The sequence below is a fragment of the Mesorhizobium sp. B4-1-3 genome, assembly GCF_006439355.1.
Lineage (GTDB): Bacteria > Pseudomonadota > Alphaproteobacteria > Rhizobiales > Rhizobiaceae > Mesorhizobium.
Window position 1 is genome coordinate 101,156 of record NZ_VFTG01000010.1, and the last position, 19,399, is coordinate 120,554.

Sequence of the window (19,399 nt, forward strand, 5' to 3'; positions counted from 1 at the left end):
CCGGTTCCTATCCTGGCGGCATCCAGCGGCGTTTCGGCTATCTTCGATTGGCTGTCACAGCTTCACCGGCCATTGTCTCGACTACATAACTTTTCATGCACTGCGCTCCGTTCGCTCAACCGACGAACAATGATCGCAAAGGCTTGTTCCCGGATCGGCGAGCACTGGACTCACGGCGCGCTTCAAGCCTGGTGAACCGCCGATCAATATCCACAGGCGCCGTTCCTTGGGAACCATATCAAATGTTAATCGTCGTTCAGGCCCGGGGCAGCCCAAAATTGACCGGAGGGACGCAGCAATGCCAGCGGATGGCAAGTCGCCGCAGGACGGGATCCTGGAAAGGCTCGTCCGGGAGATCGGCATTACCGAAACTCAAGCTCTGGAGCTCGTCGCCTTGTTGGGCCGGAACTGGAGTTCGCTTGTCCGCGAGGCGAAGAATCTCTTGGCTAAAAACTAGACGGCGGCCTGCGCCCCGCCACATCCAGTCGCCGTTGCGCTCAAGAGTTACCGGCAGGTGTTTCGAGTGTAGGTTCCGAGCTCCTGAAACAAAAGCTGCAGTCGGATCGTTTGCGATTTTGCAAAGCAGTGTTGTGCGCCATGCCGTCCACCTCGATCAAAAAAACCGAATACGACCGGCGACCAGAGTTCTCTCCGTCTGGTTCGTGGCCAGCGGCAAGCGGCAAGCGTTATGAATTCGAGGAGGTGCCGCCGGAAACTTACGCGGCATTCCGGTCGGCCTTCGTCAAAGGCCGCTTTTTCAACGACCGCATTCGCAATCGCTTCCGCTATCGGCGCATATCCGACTAGCTGTCCAGCTCAAGCGGCTCATGCTCGCCCTCGAACTGGTGCCACATGACCTGGCGAATGTCTTTGAGATCGACGATTTGGCCGCAGGTTTCGCAACGATAGAAATCTGAATCCTCCTTAGCCTCCGACGGGCAGTGCACCGTCACCCCTTTCGGAGGGCCGAGATCGGAAAGCCTTGTCATCCTTGGAGCTTCCTTGCCAGCGTCCCGCGGTCGTTGCCATGCGTTTTGATCAACTCGCGCACCTGCTGGGCGGACAGGCCGACCTTTTGGGCGAAGTACTCCACCTCATAGCCTTCGTCGGCTGAAACCCGATTGCGGTCGCGAAAGTCTTGCTTGGCTGTGTCGTCTGCCATGTACGTAACTCCGAGGCATCAATCCGCTCGCGGGTGAGAACGCGCCGTATAGGTAGCCGTTGCAATTCACCTGCATGGCGTTCAATGATCAACGCAAATGTCCGTGGGGGGTGAAATGTTTAAGCAGATACAAACATTGGCGGTTGTTGCGCTCGCTCTTTCAGGCTGCGTCAGCGATTATAAAAAAGTCGATGGCAAGCCTTTCTATGGCACTACGCCAGCGTTCACGGCGTGGGATCAGAAGAAGAAGGATGGCCTCATCCCTGTATCCATATCCTGCCGGATGCCCCAATCCGGCCCTGCGGCCTATGCGCCAAAAGGCACGACTGTATCGACCAAATGGGCAAAAGCGCCCCCGAACGTTAAATGGGTGGAGTTCTTCACTGGCCCCCAGTCAGACGTAGAACCAGAGCGAGTTCATGCCAGATCGTTGGGGGCGCGGAAAATTTCCGGCGGAAGCTTCTATCAAACAGTTTCCAAGCAACGAATCTACTGTGAGATCTGGCGGACCGACTGAACTCAATTAGCGAGCACTAACGGAAGATGGCCCCCAGGGTTCGACGCATCAGGGCCGAGTTTGGAGGCTCGCCAACATAGATCATGCAGTCGAAATCGAAATCACCCACGATAAGCTTGTCGTTCGGGATGATCTTCACGTCTATGTCGATGTCGGGTTGTCCCGCAGGAGGAAGTGTGCCGCAGCGCCGATGATAGCCGTCCCAAATTCGGAACTGGCTATAACACCGACACTCCCGCTGATGGAGGAGTGAGCGCGCTGCGCAGCGCTGGCCGCGTTCTCGCAGCTGTCGAAAATGGCCGTGCAGTTGTCGAGGTACTCTCGCCCGGCGTCCGTTAGTTCCAGCCCTCGGCTCTTTCGCACGAACAATTGCACCTGAAGCGCATCCTCCAATCTCTGCAGGTGGTGGCTGAGCGTGGACTTGGGAACGTTATAGGTATGCGCGGCTCTCGACATGCTTCCGGCGCGGGCGATCTGAACAACGCATTCCGAGAATGCTGCGAAAGTCGATCGGAAGCCAAACGGACTGCTTTTCAGGCGCGGGACACGACGAATTGAGAGCCGGTGTTAGTGACGACCGTTACTTAGCGGGCACCTGTTCCGCCACGTTTGGTCTGAGCTTCGAGGCCTAGAATGAGGGTTTCGATCAAACAGTTGTAACCGCCATCGAGCGGCGCCTCGTCTCCGCTTTTCCAACGCATTACGAAGGAACGGTTGTACATCTGTGGCAAGTGCTCCGTGACCAATGGGAAGCGACTTTTGTCGAGCGCGCTAAGACCGGCATCGAAGGCTTCCACCCATGCCGACCCTTCCGTCGCTCCCTCAGCGGCCAATTCCATAGTGATATAGCCTTCCAGTGCACCGATGACGGCGTTAAAGGCGTCGACGAGCCCCCGGCCCTCGAACCCGGCTTGGGTCAGCGCCTTCAGCACGATTTCGACCCACGCAGCGTTGGGCGCGCCGTTGGAGCGGATGTGCGGGCCAAGCAGGGGTGCGGCGCGCGGATGTTCATGAACGCGCGCGCGGAAGCGATGGAACAGAATGCGGATCGTCTGGCGCCAGTCGTCGGGGAGGTCCTCGAGGGTCATCAGGCTGGCAATCAGCGAGCCTGAAATTTCGGCGAGCAGGTTCGTTTTGTCGCCGCCGACATGCCAATAGAGAGCAGCCGGGTAGACATTCAGGCGACGCGCCAGCGCGCGCACTGAAAAGCCCTCCAGACCCTCTTCGTCGATCAGTTCAATGGCGGCGTGAACGACCCGGTCCCGATTCAAGCCGATGGCTGCGGCGCGGCCCACATAACGCTTCGTCGCTCCGGTCTTATTCGTCATTGGCAATCTCGGCTGCTGTGAGCCCCAGAGGGCACAATCAGCTGCGCGCCGCAAGTGTCGACAGAAGATCAACCGCAAAATCCCGATTGACATCGCAAAAGTATATACATAACTTTATTGTCCGCCGGACAAAAACTCGCCAGCAGGTGGCCCGTCTGAATGGTAGGCCGGGGTGCGGGTCACGGGCCCGGGCGCACCCCGGTGTCCTCGGCACGGCCATCAGGCGGTCTGGAGCGGCTAGCGCCGACAAAGCAGGGAGGAGTCGACATGATGATGGGACAAGCCGTTTATCAGCCGCGCCGATGGCTGGTCGGCATCACTTTCTTGGTGTTGCTGATGCTTCCGGCAATTACGTTTGCCGGCACGCCGATCGGTACGCTGGTCGAAGCCTTTGCCCTCGATGAGATGATCACGATGGATCCTGGGGAAGCCTTCGAGCTGTCAGCAGCCGAGGTCAACGCCAATGTCTATGATCTTCTCGTGCGGTTCGATCTTACCGATACCACTAAGGTGAAGCCGGATCTGGCTGAAAGTTGGACAGTGTCGGCCAATGGTTTGACCTATACTTTCAAGTTGCGGTCGGGCCTGAAGTTCGCCTCCGGCAATCCAATTACCGCCGAGGACGTTGCCTGGTCATTTGAGCGCGTGGTCAGGCTCGACAAGACCCCAGCCTTTATTATCGAGCAGCTCGGGCTTACCGGCGATAACGTGACCGAAAGGGCCAAAGCGATGGGCCCTGACGTTTTTGCGCTCACGGTCGACGAACCATACTCCCCGACCTTTGTGCTCAACTGCTTAGCCTCGACCGTGGCTTCAGTGGTCGACAAGAAGCTTGTGCTTGATCACCTCAAGGCCGTCGCTCCAAACGACGACTACAGATATGACAATGATTTCGGCAACGATTGGCTCAAGACGCATACAGCGGGTTCGGGGCCGTTCAAGCTTCGGGAATGGCGCGCCAACGAGGCGCTCGTCCTCGACCGCAACGATCAATTTTGGGGTGAGAAGGCCAAGCTCAGCCGCGTCATCTACCGTCATATGAAAGAAAGTTCGACGCAGCGGCTCGCGCTGGAAGCTGGCGACATCGACGTGGCCCGTAACTTGGACCCGAACGACCTCGATGCCGTGGCGAAGAACGACGAAATCAGCCTGAGCAGCGCGCCTAAGGGGACGATCTATTACCTCAGCCTGAACCAGCGGAATGAGAAGCTGGCCAGGCCCGAGGTGCGGCAGGCGTTCAAATATCTCGTCGACTATGATGCCATTGGGACCACATTGATCAGGGGAATCGGTGAGATCCATCAGACCTTCCTGCCGAAGGGTGTCCTCGGCGAATTGGAGGAGAACCCCTTCAAGCTGGATGTGGCAAAGGCAAAGGAGCTTCTGGACAGGGCTGGGCTGAAGGACGGCTTGTCCGTCACGATGGATGTGCGCAGTGGTCAGCCTGTGACCGGCATCGCAGAATCGATCCAGCAGACCGCCGGGGAGGCGGGAGTGAAGATCGAAATCATTCCTGGGGACGACAAGCAGACCCTGACCAAATATCGCGCCCGCAACCACGACATTTATATCGGCCAATGGGGGCAGGACTATTTCGATCCCCATTCCAATGCCCAGACCTTCGCCTCCAACACTGACAACTCGGACGACAGCAAAAACCAGACTCTTGCCTGGCGCAACGCGTGGAACGTGCCGGAGTTAAGCAAGCAGACGGAGGCCGCTCTCCTAGAAAAGGACACTGGCAAACGTGCCGAGATGTACCGGCATCTCCAAAAGGAGGTTCTGGATACCAGCCCCTTTGTGATCATTTTTCAGCAGATCGAGGTTGCCGCTGTGCGCAGCAACGTCAAGGGATTTGAGCTCGGTCCGAGCTTCGACACGAACTATCTCGGCAACGTGGCGAAGGAATAAGCCCGGTGGAATCGCCCGGCCCGGCCACGCCGCGGAATGAGTCAAGGGGCATTGATGCCTCCGCCCTCCTCGCGTTCGCTATCAGGTTCATCGGCGTCGCCGCTGCCACCTATCTTGGGCTGCTGGCGGTAACCTTCTTCATCGGTCGGGTGATCCCCATCGATCCCGTGTTGGCGGTGCTCGGGGATCGGGCGCCGGCCAGCGTGGTGGAGCGAACCCGTCGCGAGATGGGGCTCGACTTGCCGCTCGTCCAGCAGTTCTACCTTTATCTGAAAAGCGTGCTGGCCGGCGATTTTGGCAGGTCGGTTTTGACCACCAACCCCGTGATGGATGACATCCGCCGGGTGTTCCCGGCCACCATCGAACTGGCGACGCTGGGTACCTTAATCGGCTCCGTCCTTGGAATTCCGCTCGGGGTGCTGGCTGCCGTCAAGCGCAACAGTATTGCCGATCAGATCGTCCGCGTCGTCGGGCTGATCGGCTATTCGGTCCCTATCTTTTGGCTCGGCCTGCTCTCGCTGTTGCTCTTCTATGCCAAGCTGCAGTGGGTGGGGTTTCCAGGTCGCATAGACGTTGCCTACGAATACTCCTTCGTGCCCCTCACCGGCTTCTATCTCGTGGATGCTGCAGCGCAGCGGCAATGGGAGGTCTTCTACGACGTCCTACGCCACATCCTGCTGCCGGCTTCGCTGCTTGGCTATGTCTCGCTTGCCTATGTCAGCCGCATGACGCGCTCCTTCGTGCTGAACGAGCTCACACAGGAGTACATCGTCGCTGCTCGTGCCAAGGGGCTTTCGGAAGCACGTATCATCTGGCGGCACGCCTTGCGTAACGCGGCAGTGCCGCTGGTGACGGTGGTCGCGCTCTCCTATGCCGGGCTTCTGGAAGGCTCCGTGTTGACGGAGACGGTTTTCTCCTGGCCCGGTATTGGCCTCTACATCACCAACTCGCTGCAGAACGCCGACATGAATGCGGTGCTAGGCGGCACCGTGGTCATAGGGTCGGTTTTCATAGCCATCAACCTGATCTCGGACCTGCTGTACCGCCTACTCGACCCACGGACGAACGCGCAATGAGCACAACAAACTCATCAACGATGGCGTTACGTGAATGGCTGGTTTCGGAACGGCCTCTTTCGCGATGGCAAGCCAGCCTCGGCCGGTTTTACGTGAAGTGGCGAGATTTCGCCGCCAACAAGCTGGCAATGGTGGGGCTTTTCATCATCATATCCCTTTTGTTTATCGCCTGCTTTGCCGACCTGCTCGCGACCCACTCGCCCGTCGTCGGTGATCTCAAGAGCGCCAGACTGTTGCCGCCCTCCCCGGAATATTGGTTCGGCACGGACGACCTGGGTCGCGACATCTATTCGCGGGTCATCTACGGCTCGCGGATCACCCTATTTGTCGTCGTCCTCGTCGCCTTGACGGCGGCGCCTATAGGCTTGGTCATCGGCACGCTGGCAGGTTATTCGGCAGGGTGGATCGATGCGGTTCTGATGCGCATCACCGATATCTTTCTTGCCTTCCCAAAACTGGTCTTGGCTCTCGCGTTCGTCGCCGCGCTTGGCCCCGGCATCGAGAATGCCGTGCTGGCCATCGCGATTACTTCCTGGCCGCCATATGCGCGTCTTGCCAGGGCGGAAACGCTGGCGGTGCGCAATTTCGACTACATCAAGGCCGTCGAGCTGATAGGCGCCTCGCCGTTCCGTATTGTGCTTCGGCATATCATGCCCATGTGCCTCTCTTCCCTGATCGTCAGGGTGACGCTCGATATGGCGGGCATCATCCTCACGGCCGCAGGTTTGGGTTTCGTGGGATTGGGCGCGCAGCCACCGCTGCCCGAATGGGGGGCGATGATCGCGTCGGGCCGACGGTTCATCCTCGACCAGTGGTGGGTTGCCGCAGCGCCGGGTCTCGCCATCCTCATCGTCAGCCTTGGCTTCAACTTGCTCGGCGACGGTCTGCGCGATGCGCTCGACCCCAGGAGCTCCGACCAATGAACATGACGGCCGCCAATATGGAACCGACGGCAATTACGGACCCGCCGGCAAGGGGTTGCAGCCTGCTAAATGTCCAGAACCTCAGTGTGGCCTATCCAACCCAGAGGGGTGCAGTTCACGCTGTCCGCGGGGTCTCGTTCTCCTTGGGGCGCGAGCGCCTCGGCATCGTCGGCGAGTCTGGCTCGGGCAAGTCGCAGACCGGCCGCGCGATCATGGGACTGTCGGATTCCCGGGCTCAGATAGCTGCCGACAGGCTTGAGTTCCGTGGCCTCAACCTGTTGTCGCTGCCACCACGAGAACGGCGGGCACTGCGAGGAAGGCGCATCGCCATGATCCTCCAGGACCCCAAGCACGCGCTCGATCCAGTCATGAGCATCGGCCGCCAGGTCGTCGAGACCTTGCGCACACATGAGACGGTCTCGAAAGTCGAAGCGCGAGAACGGGTCCTAGATATGTTGGCCGCCGTTCAGATCCGCGACCCTAAACGCGTGTTCGACCTGTACCCGCACGAAGTGTCAGGTGGCATGGGCCAGCGCGTGATGATCGCCATGATGCTGGTTGCCAATCCGGAGTTGCTGATCGCCGACGAGCCGACCTCAGCGCTGGATGTCACCATCCAGCTTGAAGTTCTGGCAATCCTTGACCGGCTGGTGGCAGAGCGAGGGATGGGCCTGATCTTCATCTCGCATGATCTCAGGCTCGTCTCGTCCTTCTGCGACCGAGTGGCGGTCATGTATGCGGGTAAGGTGGTGGAGCAATTGCCAGCCTCGGAACTCGCTCGAGCGCAGCACCCCTATACGCGCGGCCTGCTCGACTGCATGCCGAAAATCGGTGCCAGGCGCCACCCCCTGCCGGTTTTGGCGCGCGAAGCGGAGTGGGCAGCATGATCACTACACAGAAGACAAGAACGCCCACAGACCTCTCGCTCGACATAGTGGGGCGTATGGCTCGCCGCAATGTCCCCTTCGCGTTGCAGCGCAGGGGTTTGCCGATGGCGTCGCGTATCGCCGGTGAAGGCTCTCCGCGGGCAGGGGTTCGCCAACGGAATGACGAAGTTCGGGCGCGCGCTTTTATCTCCCGCCGAGCGTCAGGGGCGGGCGCTCTGCCCATTACGGGTGAAGACAGATTCAGCGGCTTGGCGGGGCCGCAGTCATGACCTCGGCCCTCACCATCACCAGGCTCGAAGTTGCGTTCAACTCCTTCCGCGCGCTCAAACGGGTTAGCCTCGAAGTACAGCCAGGGGAATCTTTCGGGCTGGTCGGAGAGTCTGGGTCAGGCAAGTCGACCCTGCTGCGCGCCATCGTGGGCCTTGCACCGATCGCTTCCGGCAGGATCGCTCTCAACGGCAGGTGGCTCGGCCGCCGCGACAGGCACTTTCATCGCAGGGTCCAGATGGTGTTCCAGGATCCTTACGGATCGCTGCATCCGCGCCAGACGGTGGATCGGCTATTACGTGAACCCCTCCTCATCCATGGCTTGACCGACAGGGAAGCCCGGATCCGCCGCGCGCTTGATGAGGTAGGCCTGGGCTCTGGGTTCCGGTTCCGCTATTCGCATCAGCTTTCCGGAGGCCAGCGCCAGCGTGTGGCAATAGCGCGCGCACTCATCCTGGAACCTTCGATCCTCCTTTTAGACGAACCTACCTCTGCGCTCGATGCCTCCGTTCAGGCCGAGGTGCTGAACCTGCTCGAGCAAGTGCGCCTTGATCGCGGTCTGACCTTTCTGATGGTCAGCCACGATCTCGCTGTCATCGCTCACATGTGTGGGCGCCTCATGGTGATGCAGAACGGCGAAGCGGTTGAACAACTCACAGCCCAAGACCTCGTGTCCGGCCGTGTCACCCAGGACTACACGCGGCGCCTGCTCGCAGCGAGCGGGGGCTTCGTGCGCATTCGAAATCCAGAACATTCAAGAGACCAGGCAGAACCGATCGTCAAACCGCGAGGCGAAAACGATGAGACGAGATTTGGCCGTGGGGGGCTTGAGCGCTCTCCTGTTTGAAGTTCCATCCGCTTCCATGGCGGCGCAGGTTGCGATCGCTGATCCATACACGGATCGATATCTTCGCGTCTGCGAGGTGATGGGTTCGGGCTACTTCTACATTCCTCAAAGTGACATCTGCCTGAGGGTGACCGGCTCCGTGGAATACGATGTCGCTGCAGGCCCGGACGTCTATACCGGCAAGCCGTCGAAGACATGGAAGCAGACTGCAAAGGCCGCGCTTCAGCTGGACACCAAAGCCGAGACGGAGCTCGGTATCTTGAGCACCTATTTCGGCATCGAGGGCAGTTTCGCAGACGGTGCCGATGATGGGATCGCCTTTTCCGGAGCAACGATTGAACTGAGCGGCTGGGAGGTTGGGGCCACGGATTCGCAGTTTGATACTTGGCTCGGATCCGCCGGCAATGTTCTCGACGATGATGTGGTTCCTTATGCCGGCGGCATGACCAATCAGGTCAACTATACAGCTTTTCTTGGGAGCGGGCTTTCCGTCCTGATCGGGGCCGAGCAGGGCACGAAGGACGAAAGCGGTGACCAGGGCGAGGAGAGCGAGAAGTTGCAAGCCGACGATCATCTGATCGACAGCTACGTTCCGCATTTGGTCGGGGGTGTGAAGCTCGGAAAGGACTGGGGTGCGATCGCGACCGTCCTTGGCTACGACTCTGTTGCCAAAGAATTCGCGGCGAAGGTGCGCCTTGACGTCCAACTGAACGACAGCGTCTCGGCTTTCCTCATGGGCGGCTATCAATCGGACCACGAGAAGCCGAACTATTTCGGCGCATGGGATGGCACCTACGCGGCGTGGAGTGGCATCTCGGCAAGCCTTTCACCGAAGGCCACCTTCAACAGCCAGATCGCTTTGGCGGATTCGGGAACATATGCGCTGGCCATCAACGTGGACTACGAAGCAGTTCCCGGGTTCATCATCACGCCGGAACTCGACTACGTGTCTTTCGGTGCGGTCTCGCAGTCGGACTTTGATGATGCGCTCGGCGGCGTCGTCAGCATCAAGCGCGAGTTTTGACATCGTCCAGGCTCCAAGCCCGGAAACCAATCAGCAGACCCGCTTTCGGATAAAGGAAGGAAGATCATGACTTCGACGCGACGTTCACTTCTCAAAGCCGGAGTGGCAGGGCTGCTCACATTGCCGCGATCCTATGCTTCGGCCAGCCAGCAAGGCCAGTCCTTCGAAAGCTGGCGGCGCGACTTCGAGGCGAGTGTTCCAGCACGTTTGAACGCCGCGAAGGTTCCCGGCGCCGCCGTTGCGATAGCATCCAAGAAGGGTGGCACGCGATATGCCACAGCATTTGGCTTTGCCGATATCGAGCAGATGCGAAAGCTCACGCCTGAGACGCCCATGCATCTGGCCTCCGTCAGCAAGCTGTTCACCGCCTCCGCGCTGGTGCAGCTCTTCGAGCGGCGACGTCTGGACCTCCACAGCGATGTGAACACTTTCATCGATTTTCCGGTCAGAAATCCGCGCCATCCTCGCATTCCGATCACCCCTCACCAACTCATCACCCACACGTCCAGTATTTCCGATGAAGGATACGGCGACGTCTCTTTCCCAGGTGATCCCAAACAGAGTCTGTCGAGCTTCCTCAAGGACTATCTTGTCAAGGGCGGTGCCACCTATTCACAGCACTCGTTTCTGAATGCAGAGCCTGGGGCAAAGTGGGACTACTGCAACGTTGCCGTTGCTTTGGCGGGTTATGTCGTCGAGCACGTCAGCAAACAGAGCTTTTCCTCCTATGTGGAAACCAACATTCTCCAACCGCTCGGCATCCACAACGCCCATTGGTATCTGAAGGACTTCGCGCCGAATGTGCTGGCTAAGCCATACGAGCTCGAGAACGGAAGATTGGTCGCGCTGCCGCAGCAGGGATATCCCGACGTTCCCGCCGGCATGCTTCGCTGCTCGGTCAGCGATCTTGCATCGTCGCTGCGGGCGATGATCGGCGCTGACGCCGGCGAGCGGGCCATTCTGTCCGAGCGAGCGGTAGCCGAAATGCTGCGGCGACAGGTCGACCCGAAAATCTATGCTTATCAAGGGCTCGGCTGGACGGAAGAAGAAACCACGACCCAAAAGTTCGTCGGCCATTCGGGCAGCGACAACGGAGCATTGAATATGGTTGCCCTAACCGGCGATCGGAATCATGCCGTGGCTGTGTTGCTGAACGTCGATGGCACCCCTGCGACGAGCAGTTTTCGGGCCTCGATGGTCGACGACCTGTTGGTCGGAGCGAAGCTTGCATGAGGTGAACCAATCTGGCCGAAGGCGGGAGCATGGGACGAGGAATTTCTGCTTTCGCCGCGGGTCTGAACGTAAGCGCATTCAGGCACGTGCAGTCATGACTGCAGGAAATATCCGTCGAGCTTCAATGCCAGGAGTGAGGCCGGCCTGAGCTAGCCTCAACCCGACACTCACAGGGCCAAAAAAATCCATCTGGTCCAGAGCGTATGAGGCATTTGGCTCGCTCGAGATGATGAAACGGGTGGGATCGGCAGTTCGGTGCAATCGGCGTCGGGGCATGCAGGATCTGGCGGTGCATGACGTCTTCCAAAGATTGGTCGAACAACTGACAGCCAGTTCCGGCGAGCTCGATCTGCGCACCGCCCTGGCGGAGGCGGCCGCTTCGCTGGATTTGCCTTCCTTCGCATATCTTCTTGCCTCCCCCAAGCTGGCGTGCGCCACGAGCCTGATCTCCACCTACCCTTGTCCCTGGACGACCCACTATCTACGGAGCGCTTACGAGAAGCTCGATCCGGTCATTGTGCTGGCGCGTAGCCGCCAGGATCCGTTCAGCTGGCATGCCGACGGCGGCGATCTCGGATGGTCAGCAAGACAACAGGAGTTGATGGAAGAGGCCAGGCAATTCGGCATTCACTGCGGGTTCACCATTCCAATTCATGATCACCGCGGCCACTTTGCGGCTCTGACCTTCGCTTCCGATGAAACTCGGCCATTGTTCCTCCGCACGATTGAACGGTACGAGCGCGTCCTGCAGCTGATTGCAATTTTCTTCCATATCCACGCGCGCCAGTTCCTGACAGACACGGGCGTCGTGGATGGTGTCGCTTTATCGCGAAGAGAGGTTGAATGTCTAAAATGGGCCGCTCGCGGCAAGTCGGCTTGGGATATCGGCCATATCCTTGGCATCAGTCAGCGTACCGCGGCGTTCCATCTCGACAATGCCAAGAAGAAACTGGGCGTGCGGACCATCACTCAAGCAGCTGTCCGGTTGGCGATATCTAGGCCTTCCAAATTTAGCCGGGAGTAAAGCAACCTGTGCACCTGCGCAGGTTGAGCCGGTCACGGCGTTCGCCTCCAATCGCGCTTGTTTCAAGCGAGGAGGAGCGCTGTCATGCTGCAGTTGATCACGCCGGATTGCTACGCCGATTTTGCTGACGAGCTTAAGGAGATGTACCGGTTGCGGCACCGCGTCTTCAGCGACAGGCTGAACTGGGACGTTTCTGCCGACGGCGATTGTGAGGTTGATCATTTCGACGGGCTGAACCCTTGCTACCTCCTGCTCCGGGGGCTGGATCGGCGCGTTGACGGCTGTGTCCGCCTGCTACCGACGACCGGGCCGACGATGCTGCGCGACTGCTTCGCCGTGCTCCTTGCGAACCGCCCCGCGCCCGCCGATTCACGGATTTGGGAAAGCAGTCGCTTCGCTCTTGATCTTCCGTCGTCGGCTCCGAAGCAGGCCGGTATAGCCGTCGGCACCTACGAACTCTTCGCAGGCATGATCGAGTTTGGTCTTTCGCGAGATCTGAGCCGGATCGTGACGGTGACGGATCTGCGCATCGAAAGGATTCTGCGCCGTGCCGGCTGGCCCCTCGAGCGCCTGTCTGACCCTCAGACGATCGGGAGCACGCGTGCCGTTGCCGGATATCTCCGCGTATCTATGGACGATCTTGCAGCGATCCGGCGCAACGGCGGCATCAACGGGCCGGTGCTGTGGGCACCTGTGCTCAACAAGGTTGCTTGAGCTCGGCTTGCATCCATCCAATCCAGGAACCGACATTATGACAGCGACAGGCTCTGATCCCGCTGTGCCGCACTGGCAGGATGAAGCCGCCTATGGCTATACGCAAGGTCTGACCAGCCACGGCTGGGCATGGGAGTTCCTTCGCCGCAATGCAGCCTTTCGGCGCGATCTGGCGGAGGCATTGCGCCACGCGCAGCAGTGTCAACCCTCTGGCAGCGCATGCACGCAATTTCGGCTCGTCGGTGTCGACCTTTCGCGGTGGGGCGTCCTGTTTTGCAAGCTCTGGCGAGAGTGACGCGAGCGTCTTCTGGTGTCCTCGCCAATGCTCGAGCGTACTGGTGGTAGTCGCGGAATCCGCGATTTTTCCGAATGGTGACGACGCAGTTTTCGATCCTGCACAGGTCTGTTGCCGAATGTCCATCCTGCTTTCCGGCGACGCACATCAGCACGTTCTGTTCGAGGATGAAGCCAAGGCTTTGCAACTGGCTGTTTCGGGTGCAAGCCTTCTCGAACCGGCGCGACTGACCTCCACGATCTTATGGGCGCCGGCGGACGTGAAGCGGAGCCTGACCGGGATCGCATGCCTGAACGGGCTCCGGTCGAGCGGCAGACTGGCCGATAGATTTTTTCCGCCCGAGCCGCGCGGGCCGCGGCTCCGCTCTGTCCTTCGCGCGTTCGATGGCTTCGTGGCGGGCGCATCGCATCGCGAGATCGGCGTCGTCCTTTTTGGGCAAGCCCGCGTCGACCACGATTGGGCGGATCCCCGAGACCACCTGCGCGACACCGTGCGCCGCGCGATAGGGCGGGGCCGCCTTCTTGTAAACGGCGGCTACAGGCAATTTATGCGCTAGCATGCTGACTTTCCGCATAGTGCTTCCTCACGAAGAAGTTCATCAGCATCAGCCATGGCTCCGCCCGACCAGGAGCTTTCCGAACCAGCGAACCTAATGTCGCATCGTGCGGCGAGGGTCGCGGTGCACTGTCGGATCCTGACCTGATCGCGCCAGCGGGCGGTCACACGCGGGAGCTCACCCATGACCGCTGGATACAGAACAAATTCATGTGTATCGGCTTATGCCGCACGCCCTGCGAACAGCGCCTTGTACCCACTGGTTATCAGCCAGTTCGTCCTTTCCAGGTGACTACGGATCGCCTTGCGAGCGCGACTTGGCTCCTGCCTTGGATCGATACCCAATATGGTGTGCGCCATCTCCTCCTCGCTGGCATTGTAGGAGCACGCGTCGAGGAGCCTCAGATAGATCGCGAAATGCTCATTGTCGTAGGTGGTTAGGCTGTCGGCCCAGGGAACTTCGTCGGCTACATTTTCAATCATTCTTGCTTCGCTAGCTACTCACAGGTGTCGATTTGTAGAGAATACTCCGTGGTGAAATTCTCGACAAGAGAGTGGCCTCCCATGTATGGAGATCCGAGAGGTGTTTGCCCGCAATCTGCGCCAGCAACGCCAAAGAAAGAACCTGTCACAAGAGGCGCTGGCGCATGAGGCTGGCGTCGACCGGACCTATATCAGCGCGCTTGAGCGCTCGGTCTACGCCGCGAGTATCGATACGGTCGCAAAGTTGGCCAGAGTCCTAGAGGTCAGGCCAGCGGATTTGCTCGATCCCGATTCACGGTAGATCTGGCAACAGCCTCAGAGCAACGCCTTTGGACTGGTCAAGGAGCGCCTGCGCGCCTGGTGGCGCGCACCAGGTGCTCGTGAACCGAGCCCGCTTTCCTTCGCAATGCTCAGGCGGTCTCGGCCATACGGCTTCGCCCCCTGGCGCGGGCAGCCCTCCGGGCTGTGACGGTCGCCGCCCTTTAGGCGGCGCAGTCTTTTTGGGTTGGCCTTCCCGGCGACGCGGTGTGGGCGGCTCTCCCTTCTAGGCCCGCCGCGGCGGCCCGCAACCCTCCGCTTCAGCTCCGGGTCCTCCACTTCGTTCCGGTCCTTCGGATGCCGGCCGCCTCCGACGGCAGGCCTTTCCGGTCGTTTTTCGCCGCCCACCCCGCTTCCGGGGAAGGGCGCAGCGAGATTTTTCGAGCGGAGATCGGATCATGCGCAAGACCGGCAAACATGGTGCCCGCGGCGAAGTTGGCGGGAAGAAGGGCGAGCCGCTTAAGCGCAGCCTTTATTCGGAGATCACTGACCGCATCATCGCTGATCTGGAGCGGGGTTGCGTGCCTTGGGTCCAGCCTTGGGGGAAGGCGAATGCCTCCCTTGGCCTGCCGAAGAACGCCGCCACGGGGCGGAGCTATTCGGGGATCAATATCCTGATCCTGTGGGGCGCGGTGATCGAACGCGGTTACTCCGGCCAGAACTGGCTCACCTTCCGGCAGGCGCTTGCCCTCGGCGGCAATGTCCGGAAGGGCGAGCACGGCACCACCATCGTGCATGCCGACCGCTTCGTTCCGAAGGGCGAGAAGGAGCGCGCCAAGACCGATGGCGACGAGCCGCAGGCCGTTCCTTTCCTCAAGCGCTTCACTGTCTTCAACGTCGCGCAATGCGATGGCCTGCCCGAACACCTCTACGCTGACGCCGAGCCGCTGCCCGAACGCGATATCATCCCGCAGGCCGAAGCGCTCATGCGCGCGAGCGGTGCGGACATCCGCATCGGCGGCGATCGCGCGCTCTACATGCTTGCCGGCGACTTCATTCAGCTGCCGCCCCAGCCGGCTTTCTTCAAGCAGATCGACTACTACCGCACTTGCTTTCACGAGCTTGGCCACTGGACCGGACACCCGACGCGGCTCGCCCGTGACATGTCCGGCTCGTTCGGGTCCAAGGCCTATGCTCGCGAGGAACTGGTCGCCGAGATCGCCGCAGCTTTCGTTTGCTCCACGCTCGGCATCGAGCCGACCGTGCGCCACGCCGACTATCTAGGCTCGTGGCTCGCGGTGCTGCGCGAGGACAACCGCGCCATCTTCCGTGCCGCCAGCCTTGCTTCGAAAGCTGCCGATTTCCTGCTCGCTTTCGGGGCCGGCGCGGTCGACGCGGAGGACCTTGGGGAGATCGCGGCATGAGCGCGCGTGATCCTCATTCCCTGCAATCGGAGCCGACCCCGGAAGGCGAGCAGACGCTCATTCCCGGCGTCCGGCCGGTCACGACGCGCGACCGGCTTAGCCTCCTGATGGAGGCGACAATGCGTCCGCGCGCTGCGCAGAAGCCGCTCGATATCGGCCTCTTCGATGAGGCCCAGCGCAACCAACTCGACCTGTTTTGACTCGGAGTTTCGTTATGATCCTGATCACCGATGAATTGCGCGCTCGGCTGCTGGCCAATGGCGCAGCCGATACCGAAACTGATCATCTCCCGGTCGTCAAACTTTTCAATCCGACCGGAGCAGCGACCTGGCTCCTGACCGAGCTCGACGCCGATGGCGATACGCTGTTCGGTCTCTGTGATCTCGGCTTTGGCTTCCCGGAACTCGGCAGCGTCAGCCTCGCCGAGCTTGAAGTGGTCAAAGGTCCGCTTGGCCTCGGCATCGAGCGCGACGTGTATTTCACGGCGCGGTTTCCGCTCTCGGTCTATGCCGAGGCCGCGCGTATCGCCGGCCGCATCACCGAGGCCGAACGGCTTTTGCGGCAGGCCGCCGCCGCGCTCTCGATTTCCCTTCCCGAGCTTCCGCCCGACCGGGCGGAAGAATAGCGCCGATAGCGCAAAACCGGCCCGCCGCTCGGCCTCCGGCCTCGCGGAAAGGGCATTTCAACCAGTGCAAAAGGAGACAGAACTATGCAGCTTGCTCATGTCGCAATCGACCATTTAAGCATTTCAGCAGCCAACATGCGCAATTCCAAGCGCGCGCCGGACATTTCCGACATCCTGCCATCCGTCCGCGCACGCGGCGTCCTTGTGCCGCTTCTGGTGCGGCCCAACGGCGCGCCCGACAGCTTCGAAATCGTCGCCGGGCGGCGACGCTATTTCGCGGCGAGAACCGTTGCCGACGAGCGTGGCGAGGCCAAGCCCTTGCCCTGCGCTATCATGGAAGATGGCGACGATGCCGACGCGCTCGAAGCCTCGCTGATTGAGAACATCGCCCGCCTCGACCCCGATGAAGTCTCGCAATGGGAAACGTTTTCGCGGCTGATCGGGCAGGGGCGCACCATAGCTGATGTCGCCGCCACGTTCGGCATCACCGAGCATCAGGTGAAGCGCATTCTGGCGCTCGGCGATCTGTTGCCAAAGATACGCGAGGCCTATCGACGGGAAGAGATCGACACGGAAACGGTGCGCCATCTCACCATGGCCTCGAAGACGCAGCAGAAGGATTGGCTGGCGCTGTTCGCCGATCCCGATCAACATGCCCCACGCGGCTGGCAGTTGAAGCAATGGCTGTTCGGGGGCCAGTCGATCTCCACCAAAGTGGCCTTGTTTGCCATCGAGAACTATGCCGGCGTGATCGTCTCCGACCTGTTCGGCGACGACAGCTATTTTGCCGATGCCGACCTGTTCTGGCAGAAGCAGAACGAGGCGATTGCCGCGAAGCGCGACGCCTATCTTGAAGCCGGCTGGACCGATGTGGTGGTGCTCGAACCGGGTCAGTATTTCCATTCGTGGGATTATGAAAAGACGCCGAAGAAAAAGGGCGGCAAGGTCGTGATCACCGTCTCTCAGCGCGGCGAGGTCGAGTGTCATGAGGGCTATCTGTCGCGCAAGGAAGCGCGCCGCGCCCGTTCGAACGGCGAGGCCGGCGAGGAGACCGGGACACCGGCCAAGCCGTCGCGTCCCGAGCTCAGCGGCCCGATGCAGAACTATGTCGACCTGCACCGCCACGCAGCCGTGCGCACCGCGCTGCTCGATTATCCGGGCATCGCCCTGCGCCTCATGGTGGCGCACGCCATCACCGGCTCGAGCCTCTGGCAGGTACGCGTCGAGCCGCAGCGCGCCGCAAACGAGACGGTGGCGGCAAGCATCGCGGGCAGCAAGGCGCAAGCCGCTTTCGCCGAAAAACGACGCGAGGTTCTGGCCCTGCTCGGGCAGCCTGACGAGGATGGTCCGGTTGCCGGCGGCAATTGCGACGACTTCGCCACCGCCAGCATCTTCGCTCGGCTGCTCGGGCTTTCGGATGACGATGTCATGCATGTCCTGGCTCTCGTCATGGCCGAAACGCTTGGCTGCGGCAGCGCCGCCGTCGAGGCGCTCGGCAATCATCTTGGCCTCGACATGCGCGGCTGTTGGCAGCCGGACGATGCCTTCTTCGACCTTTTGCGCGACAGGGACGTTGCCAACGCCATGCTGGCCGATGTCGGCGGCAGGCAGGTCGCCGACGGCAATGTTTCCGAGAAGGTGAAGACGCAAAAGAAGATCATCCGCGACTTCCTTGCCGGTGAAAATGGCAGGCAAAAGGTCGATGACTGGCTGCCGCGCTGGCTGAAATTCCCGGTCGAAAGCTACACCGATCGCGGTGGCTTCCGCACCGCCGACCAATGGTCGAAAGTCCAGCCCCTGTTCGCATCCGAGTGATCAATCCATGACGGGCGGCGGCGATGTGGAACGCCGCCGCTTGTCGCAAGAGCGACCGCAGCGACCGCTCTGCAGAAGACCGCGATGACACCGCGCCGGTCCGGTTCAGTCACCCCCAAGGCTAGCCTTGGACAAACCTCGGACGCTTCCGCAGTTGGCGCGTTTGCTGCCTGGCACGGTTGCGTTGACACGGCCCCCGGCCATCCCATCCCTGTCGCTGCCTGACCGCTGCTTGGCTGCAGCGACCGCGTGTTCTCAGGGCTCTCCTTTGCTCTCGACGGTGACCATTCCCCTGCGCTTGGCTTTTCGACCTATGGGCGGATCCAGCCCGCCCGAAACCCTCGCCACCAACTTTTTTCCCCGCCGCCTGCGGCGGCTTCCTCGCGCCGCTGCGCTTCAAAAAAGCCGCCCGCTCGGGTCCTCCGCTGACGCTGCGGCCCTGTCGGGTTCGGGCGGGCCGGACGCGCCCATCACGGTCAGCCATCGCAGGGGAATGGTCCCCGGCGAGCACCAAAAAGGAGACTTGAAATGACTGCGATCGGATACGTCACCAAGCAGGAAAACGGAGGCTACAAGGGCCAGCTCAAGACGCTCAGCGTCCGCGCCGACATCGCCATCGTGCCCAACCAGGCCAAGAGCGCCGACAGCCATCCCGACTTCCGGGTGTTGACGCAAGGTGTCGAAGTTGGCGCCGGCTGGATCAGGACCGGCGAGGCCTCCGGCAAGGATTATGTGAGCCTGTCGATCGCAGCCCCCGAGTTCGGCCCGCGCAAACTCTACGCCAATCTCGGCCGTGCCGCCGGCCAGGATGACGACGACACCTACGCCATCATCTGGAACCCGGTCGACTGACCGGCGAGACCAATAGCCCTCGCGCCGCCGGCGCGGGGGCTCCCTTCCGAAGTCCTCCAGCGCGAACCTAGCCCGCCCGAGGGGCGGCGAAAACTCCCAACCGACTCTTCGCCCGTCCCGCAAGTGCTCTCGCTCGCCGATCCTCGCCGTCGGCTTCCATAGGCGAAACGAGGATCATC

At 60.8% G+C, this 19,399-nt stretch carries 25 protein-coding genes; 20 read left to right on the top strand and 5 right to left on the bottom strand.

The features are described 5' to 3' along the window. The first annotated feature begins 298 nt into the window (after positions 1-298). Both FJW06_RS30145 and FJW06_RS15345 read left to right on the top strand, forming a co-directional pair. Positions 299-457, top strand: a complete 159-nt coding sequence (locus FJW06_RS30145) for a hypothetical protein (protein ID WP_181178323.1) — start codon at positions 299-301, stop codon at positions 455-457. Positions 458-597: 140 nt separating this feature from the next. Further along, positions 598-807, top strand: a complete 210-nt coding sequence (locus FJW06_RS15345; protein ID WP_140753054.1) for a KTSC domain-containing protein — start codon at positions 598-600, stop codon at positions 805-807. On the opposite strand, the gene FJW06_RS15350 is transcribed toward FJW06_RS15345, so the two are convergent. Both FJW06_RS15350 and FJW06_RS15355 read right to left on the bottom strand, forming a co-directional pair. After that, positions 804-989, bottom strand: a complete 186-nt coding sequence (locus tag FJW06_RS15350; RefSeq protein ID WP_140753056.1) for a hypothetical protein — start codon at positions 987-989, stop codon at positions 804-806. The genes FJW06_RS15345 and FJW06_RS15350 overlap by 4 nt on opposite strands. Next, complete coding sequence (locus FJW06_RS15355) at positions 986-1,162, bottom strand: DUF3606 domain-containing protein (protein ID WP_140753058.1); 177 nt, start codon at positions 1,160-1,162, stop codon at positions 986-988. The genes FJW06_RS15350 and FJW06_RS15355 overlap by 4 nt, the downstream gene beginning before the upstream one ends. 115 nt (positions 1,163-1,277) lie before the next feature. Between FJW06_RS15355 and FJW06_RS15360 the strand changes: the two genes are divergently transcribed. Next, a complete protein-coding gene (locus tag FJW06_RS15360; protein WP_140753060.1) occupies positions 1,278-1,679 on the top strand; it encodes a hypothetical protein in 402 nt (133 codons plus the stop codon). A gap of 141 nt (positions 1,680-1,820) precedes the next feature. On the opposite strand, the gene FJW06_RS15365 is transcribed toward FJW06_RS15360, so the two are convergent. Both FJW06_RS15365 and FJW06_RS15370 read right to left on the bottom strand, forming a co-directional pair. Beyond that, positions 1,821-2,135 (bottom strand): LysR family transcriptional regulator, encoded by a 315-nt coding sequence (locus FJW06_RS15365; protein ID WP_246674620.1) that lies wholly within the window; start codon positions 2,133-2,135, stop codon positions 1,821-1,823. Between the two features lie 128 nt (positions 2,136-2,263). Beyond that, a complete protein-coding gene (locus tag FJW06_RS15370; protein ID WP_181178325.1) occupies positions 2,264-3,007 on the bottom strand; it encodes a TetR family transcriptional regulator in 744 nt (247 codons plus the stop codon). 270 nt (positions 3,008-3,277) lie between these two features. Here FJW06_RS15370 and FJW06_RS15375 point away from each other — a divergent pair, with 270 nt between their 5' ends. From FJW06_RS15375 to FJW06_RS30540, 11 genes are all read left to right on the top strand, one after another. Next, positions 3,278-4,918, top strand: coding sequence for an ABC transporter substrate-binding protein (locus FJW06_RS15375; RefSeq protein WP_181178340.1), 1,641 nt, complete (start codon positions 3,278-3,280; stop codon positions 4,916-4,918). Positions 4,919-4,968: 50 nt separating this feature from the next. Then, the gene (locus FJW06_RS15380) at positions 4,969-5,994 is read left to right on the top strand and encodes an ABC transporter permease (protein WP_140753164.1); all 1,026 of its coding nucleotides are present in this window, start codon (positions 4,969-4,971) and stop codon (positions 5,992-5,994) included. After that, entirely contained in the window at positions 5,991-6,917 is a 927-nt protein-coding gene (gene nikC, locus FJW06_RS15385; protein ID WP_140753066.1) for a nickel transporter permease, read from the top strand. Before FJW06_RS15380 ends, nikC begins: the two co-directional genes overlap by 4 nt. 2 nt (positions 6,918-6,919) lie before the next feature. Continuing rightward, entirely contained in the window at positions 6,920-7,804 is an 885-nt protein-coding gene (locus FJW06_RS15390) for an ABC transporter ATP-binding protein (protein WP_246674634.1), read from the top strand. A 265-nt stretch (positions 7,805-8,069) separates the two neighbouring features. Beyond that, a complete protein-coding gene (locus FJW06_RS15395; RefSeq protein ID WP_140753068.1) occupies positions 8,070-8,918 on the top strand; it encodes an ABC transporter ATP-binding protein in 849 nt (282 codons plus the stop codon). Further along, positions 8,899-9,942 (top strand): porin, encoded by a 1,044-nt coding sequence (locus tag FJW06_RS15400; protein WP_181178327.1) that lies wholly within the window; start codon positions 8,899-8,901, stop codon positions 9,940-9,942. The genes FJW06_RS15395 and FJW06_RS15400 overlap by 20 nt, the downstream gene beginning before the upstream one ends. A 66-nt stretch (positions 9,943-10,008) precedes the next feature. After that, positions 10,009-11,175: a serine hydrolase domain-containing protein gene (locus FJW06_RS15405; protein ID WP_140753072.1), complete on the top strand. Its 1,167-nt coding sequence runs from the start codon at positions 10,009-10,011 to the stop codon at positions 11,173-11,175. Between the two features lie 274 nt (positions 11,176-11,449). Further along, on the top strand, positions 11,450-12,199 hold the full coding sequence (locus FJW06_RS15410; protein WP_246674621.1) for a LuxR family transcriptional regulator: 750 nt from the start codon (positions 11,450-11,452) through the stop codon (positions 12,197-12,199). An 84-nt stretch (positions 12,200-12,283) separates the two neighbouring features. Further along, a complete protein-coding gene (locus tag FJW06_RS15415) occupies positions 12,284-12,913 on the top strand; it encodes an acyl-homoserine-lactone synthase (RefSeq protein ID WP_140753074.1) in 630 nt (209 codons plus the stop codon). Positions 12,914-12,950: 37 nt separating this feature from the next. Further along, complete coding sequence (locus FJW06_RS30535) at positions 12,951-13,208, top strand: DUF6499 domain-containing protein (RefSeq protein ID WP_246674622.1); 258 nt, start codon at positions 12,951-12,953, stop codon at positions 13,206-13,208. A 118-nt stretch (positions 13,209-13,326) separates the two neighbouring features. Then, the gene (locus FJW06_RS30540; protein WP_246674623.1) at positions 13,327-13,764 is read left to right on the top strand and encodes a DUF2285 domain-containing protein; all 438 of its coding nucleotides are present in this window, start codon (positions 13,327-13,329) and stop codon (positions 13,762-13,764) included. A 221-nt stretch (positions 13,765-13,985) separates the two neighbouring features. Here FJW06_RS30540 and FJW06_RS15425 read toward each other — a convergent pair whose 3' ends face one another. Beyond that, positions 13,986-14,246: a DUF2285 domain-containing protein gene (locus FJW06_RS15425; RefSeq protein WP_140753078.1), complete on the bottom strand. Its 261-nt coding sequence runs from the start codon at positions 14,244-14,246 to the stop codon at positions 13,986-13,988. An 85-nt stretch (positions 14,247-14,331) separates the two neighbouring features. On the opposite strand from FJW06_RS15425, the gene FJW06_RS15430 reads away from it, so the two are divergent. From FJW06_RS15430 to FJW06_RS15455, 6 genes are all read left to right on the top strand, one after another. Next, the gene (locus FJW06_RS15430; RefSeq protein ID WP_140753080.1) at positions 14,332-14,547 is read left to right on the top strand and encodes a helix-turn-helix transcriptional regulator; all 216 of its coding nucleotides are present in this window, start codon (positions 14,332-14,334) and stop codon (positions 14,545-14,547) included. Between the two features lie 415 nt (positions 14,548-14,962). After that, on the top strand, positions 14,963-15,928 hold the full coding sequence (locus FJW06_RS15435; protein ID WP_140753082.1) for a zincin-like metallopeptidase domain-containing protein: 966 nt from the start codon (positions 14,963-14,965) through the stop codon (positions 15,926-15,928). Beyond that, positions 15,925-16,128 carry a hypothetical protein gene (locus FJW06_RS15440; protein ID WP_140753084.1) on the top strand — a complete coding sequence of 68 codons (204 nt, stop codon included), beginning with the start codon at positions 15,925-15,927 and terminating at the stop codon, positions 16,126-16,128. The genes FJW06_RS15435 and FJW06_RS15440 overlap by 4 nt, the downstream gene beginning before the upstream one ends. A gap of 14 nt (positions 16,129-16,142) precedes the next feature. Beyond that, positions 16,143-16,553: a DUF2958 domain-containing protein gene (locus tag FJW06_RS15445; protein ID WP_140753086.1), complete on the top strand. Its 411-nt coding sequence runs from the start codon at positions 16,143-16,145 to the stop codon at positions 16,551-16,553. 84 nt (positions 16,554-16,637) lie between these two features. Continuing rightward, positions 16,638-18,368, top strand: coding sequence for a ParB/RepB/Spo0J family partition protein (locus tag FJW06_RS15450; RefSeq protein ID WP_140753088.1), 1,731 nt, complete (start codon positions 16,638-16,640; stop codon positions 18,366-18,368). 528 nt (positions 18,369-18,896) lie between these two features. After that, complete coding sequence (locus tag FJW06_RS15455) at positions 18,897-19,220, top strand: DUF736 domain-containing protein (RefSeq protein ID WP_140753090.1); 324 nt, start codon at positions 18,897-18,899, stop codon at positions 19,218-19,220. The last annotated feature ends 179 nt before the right edge of the window (positions 19,221-19,399 follow it).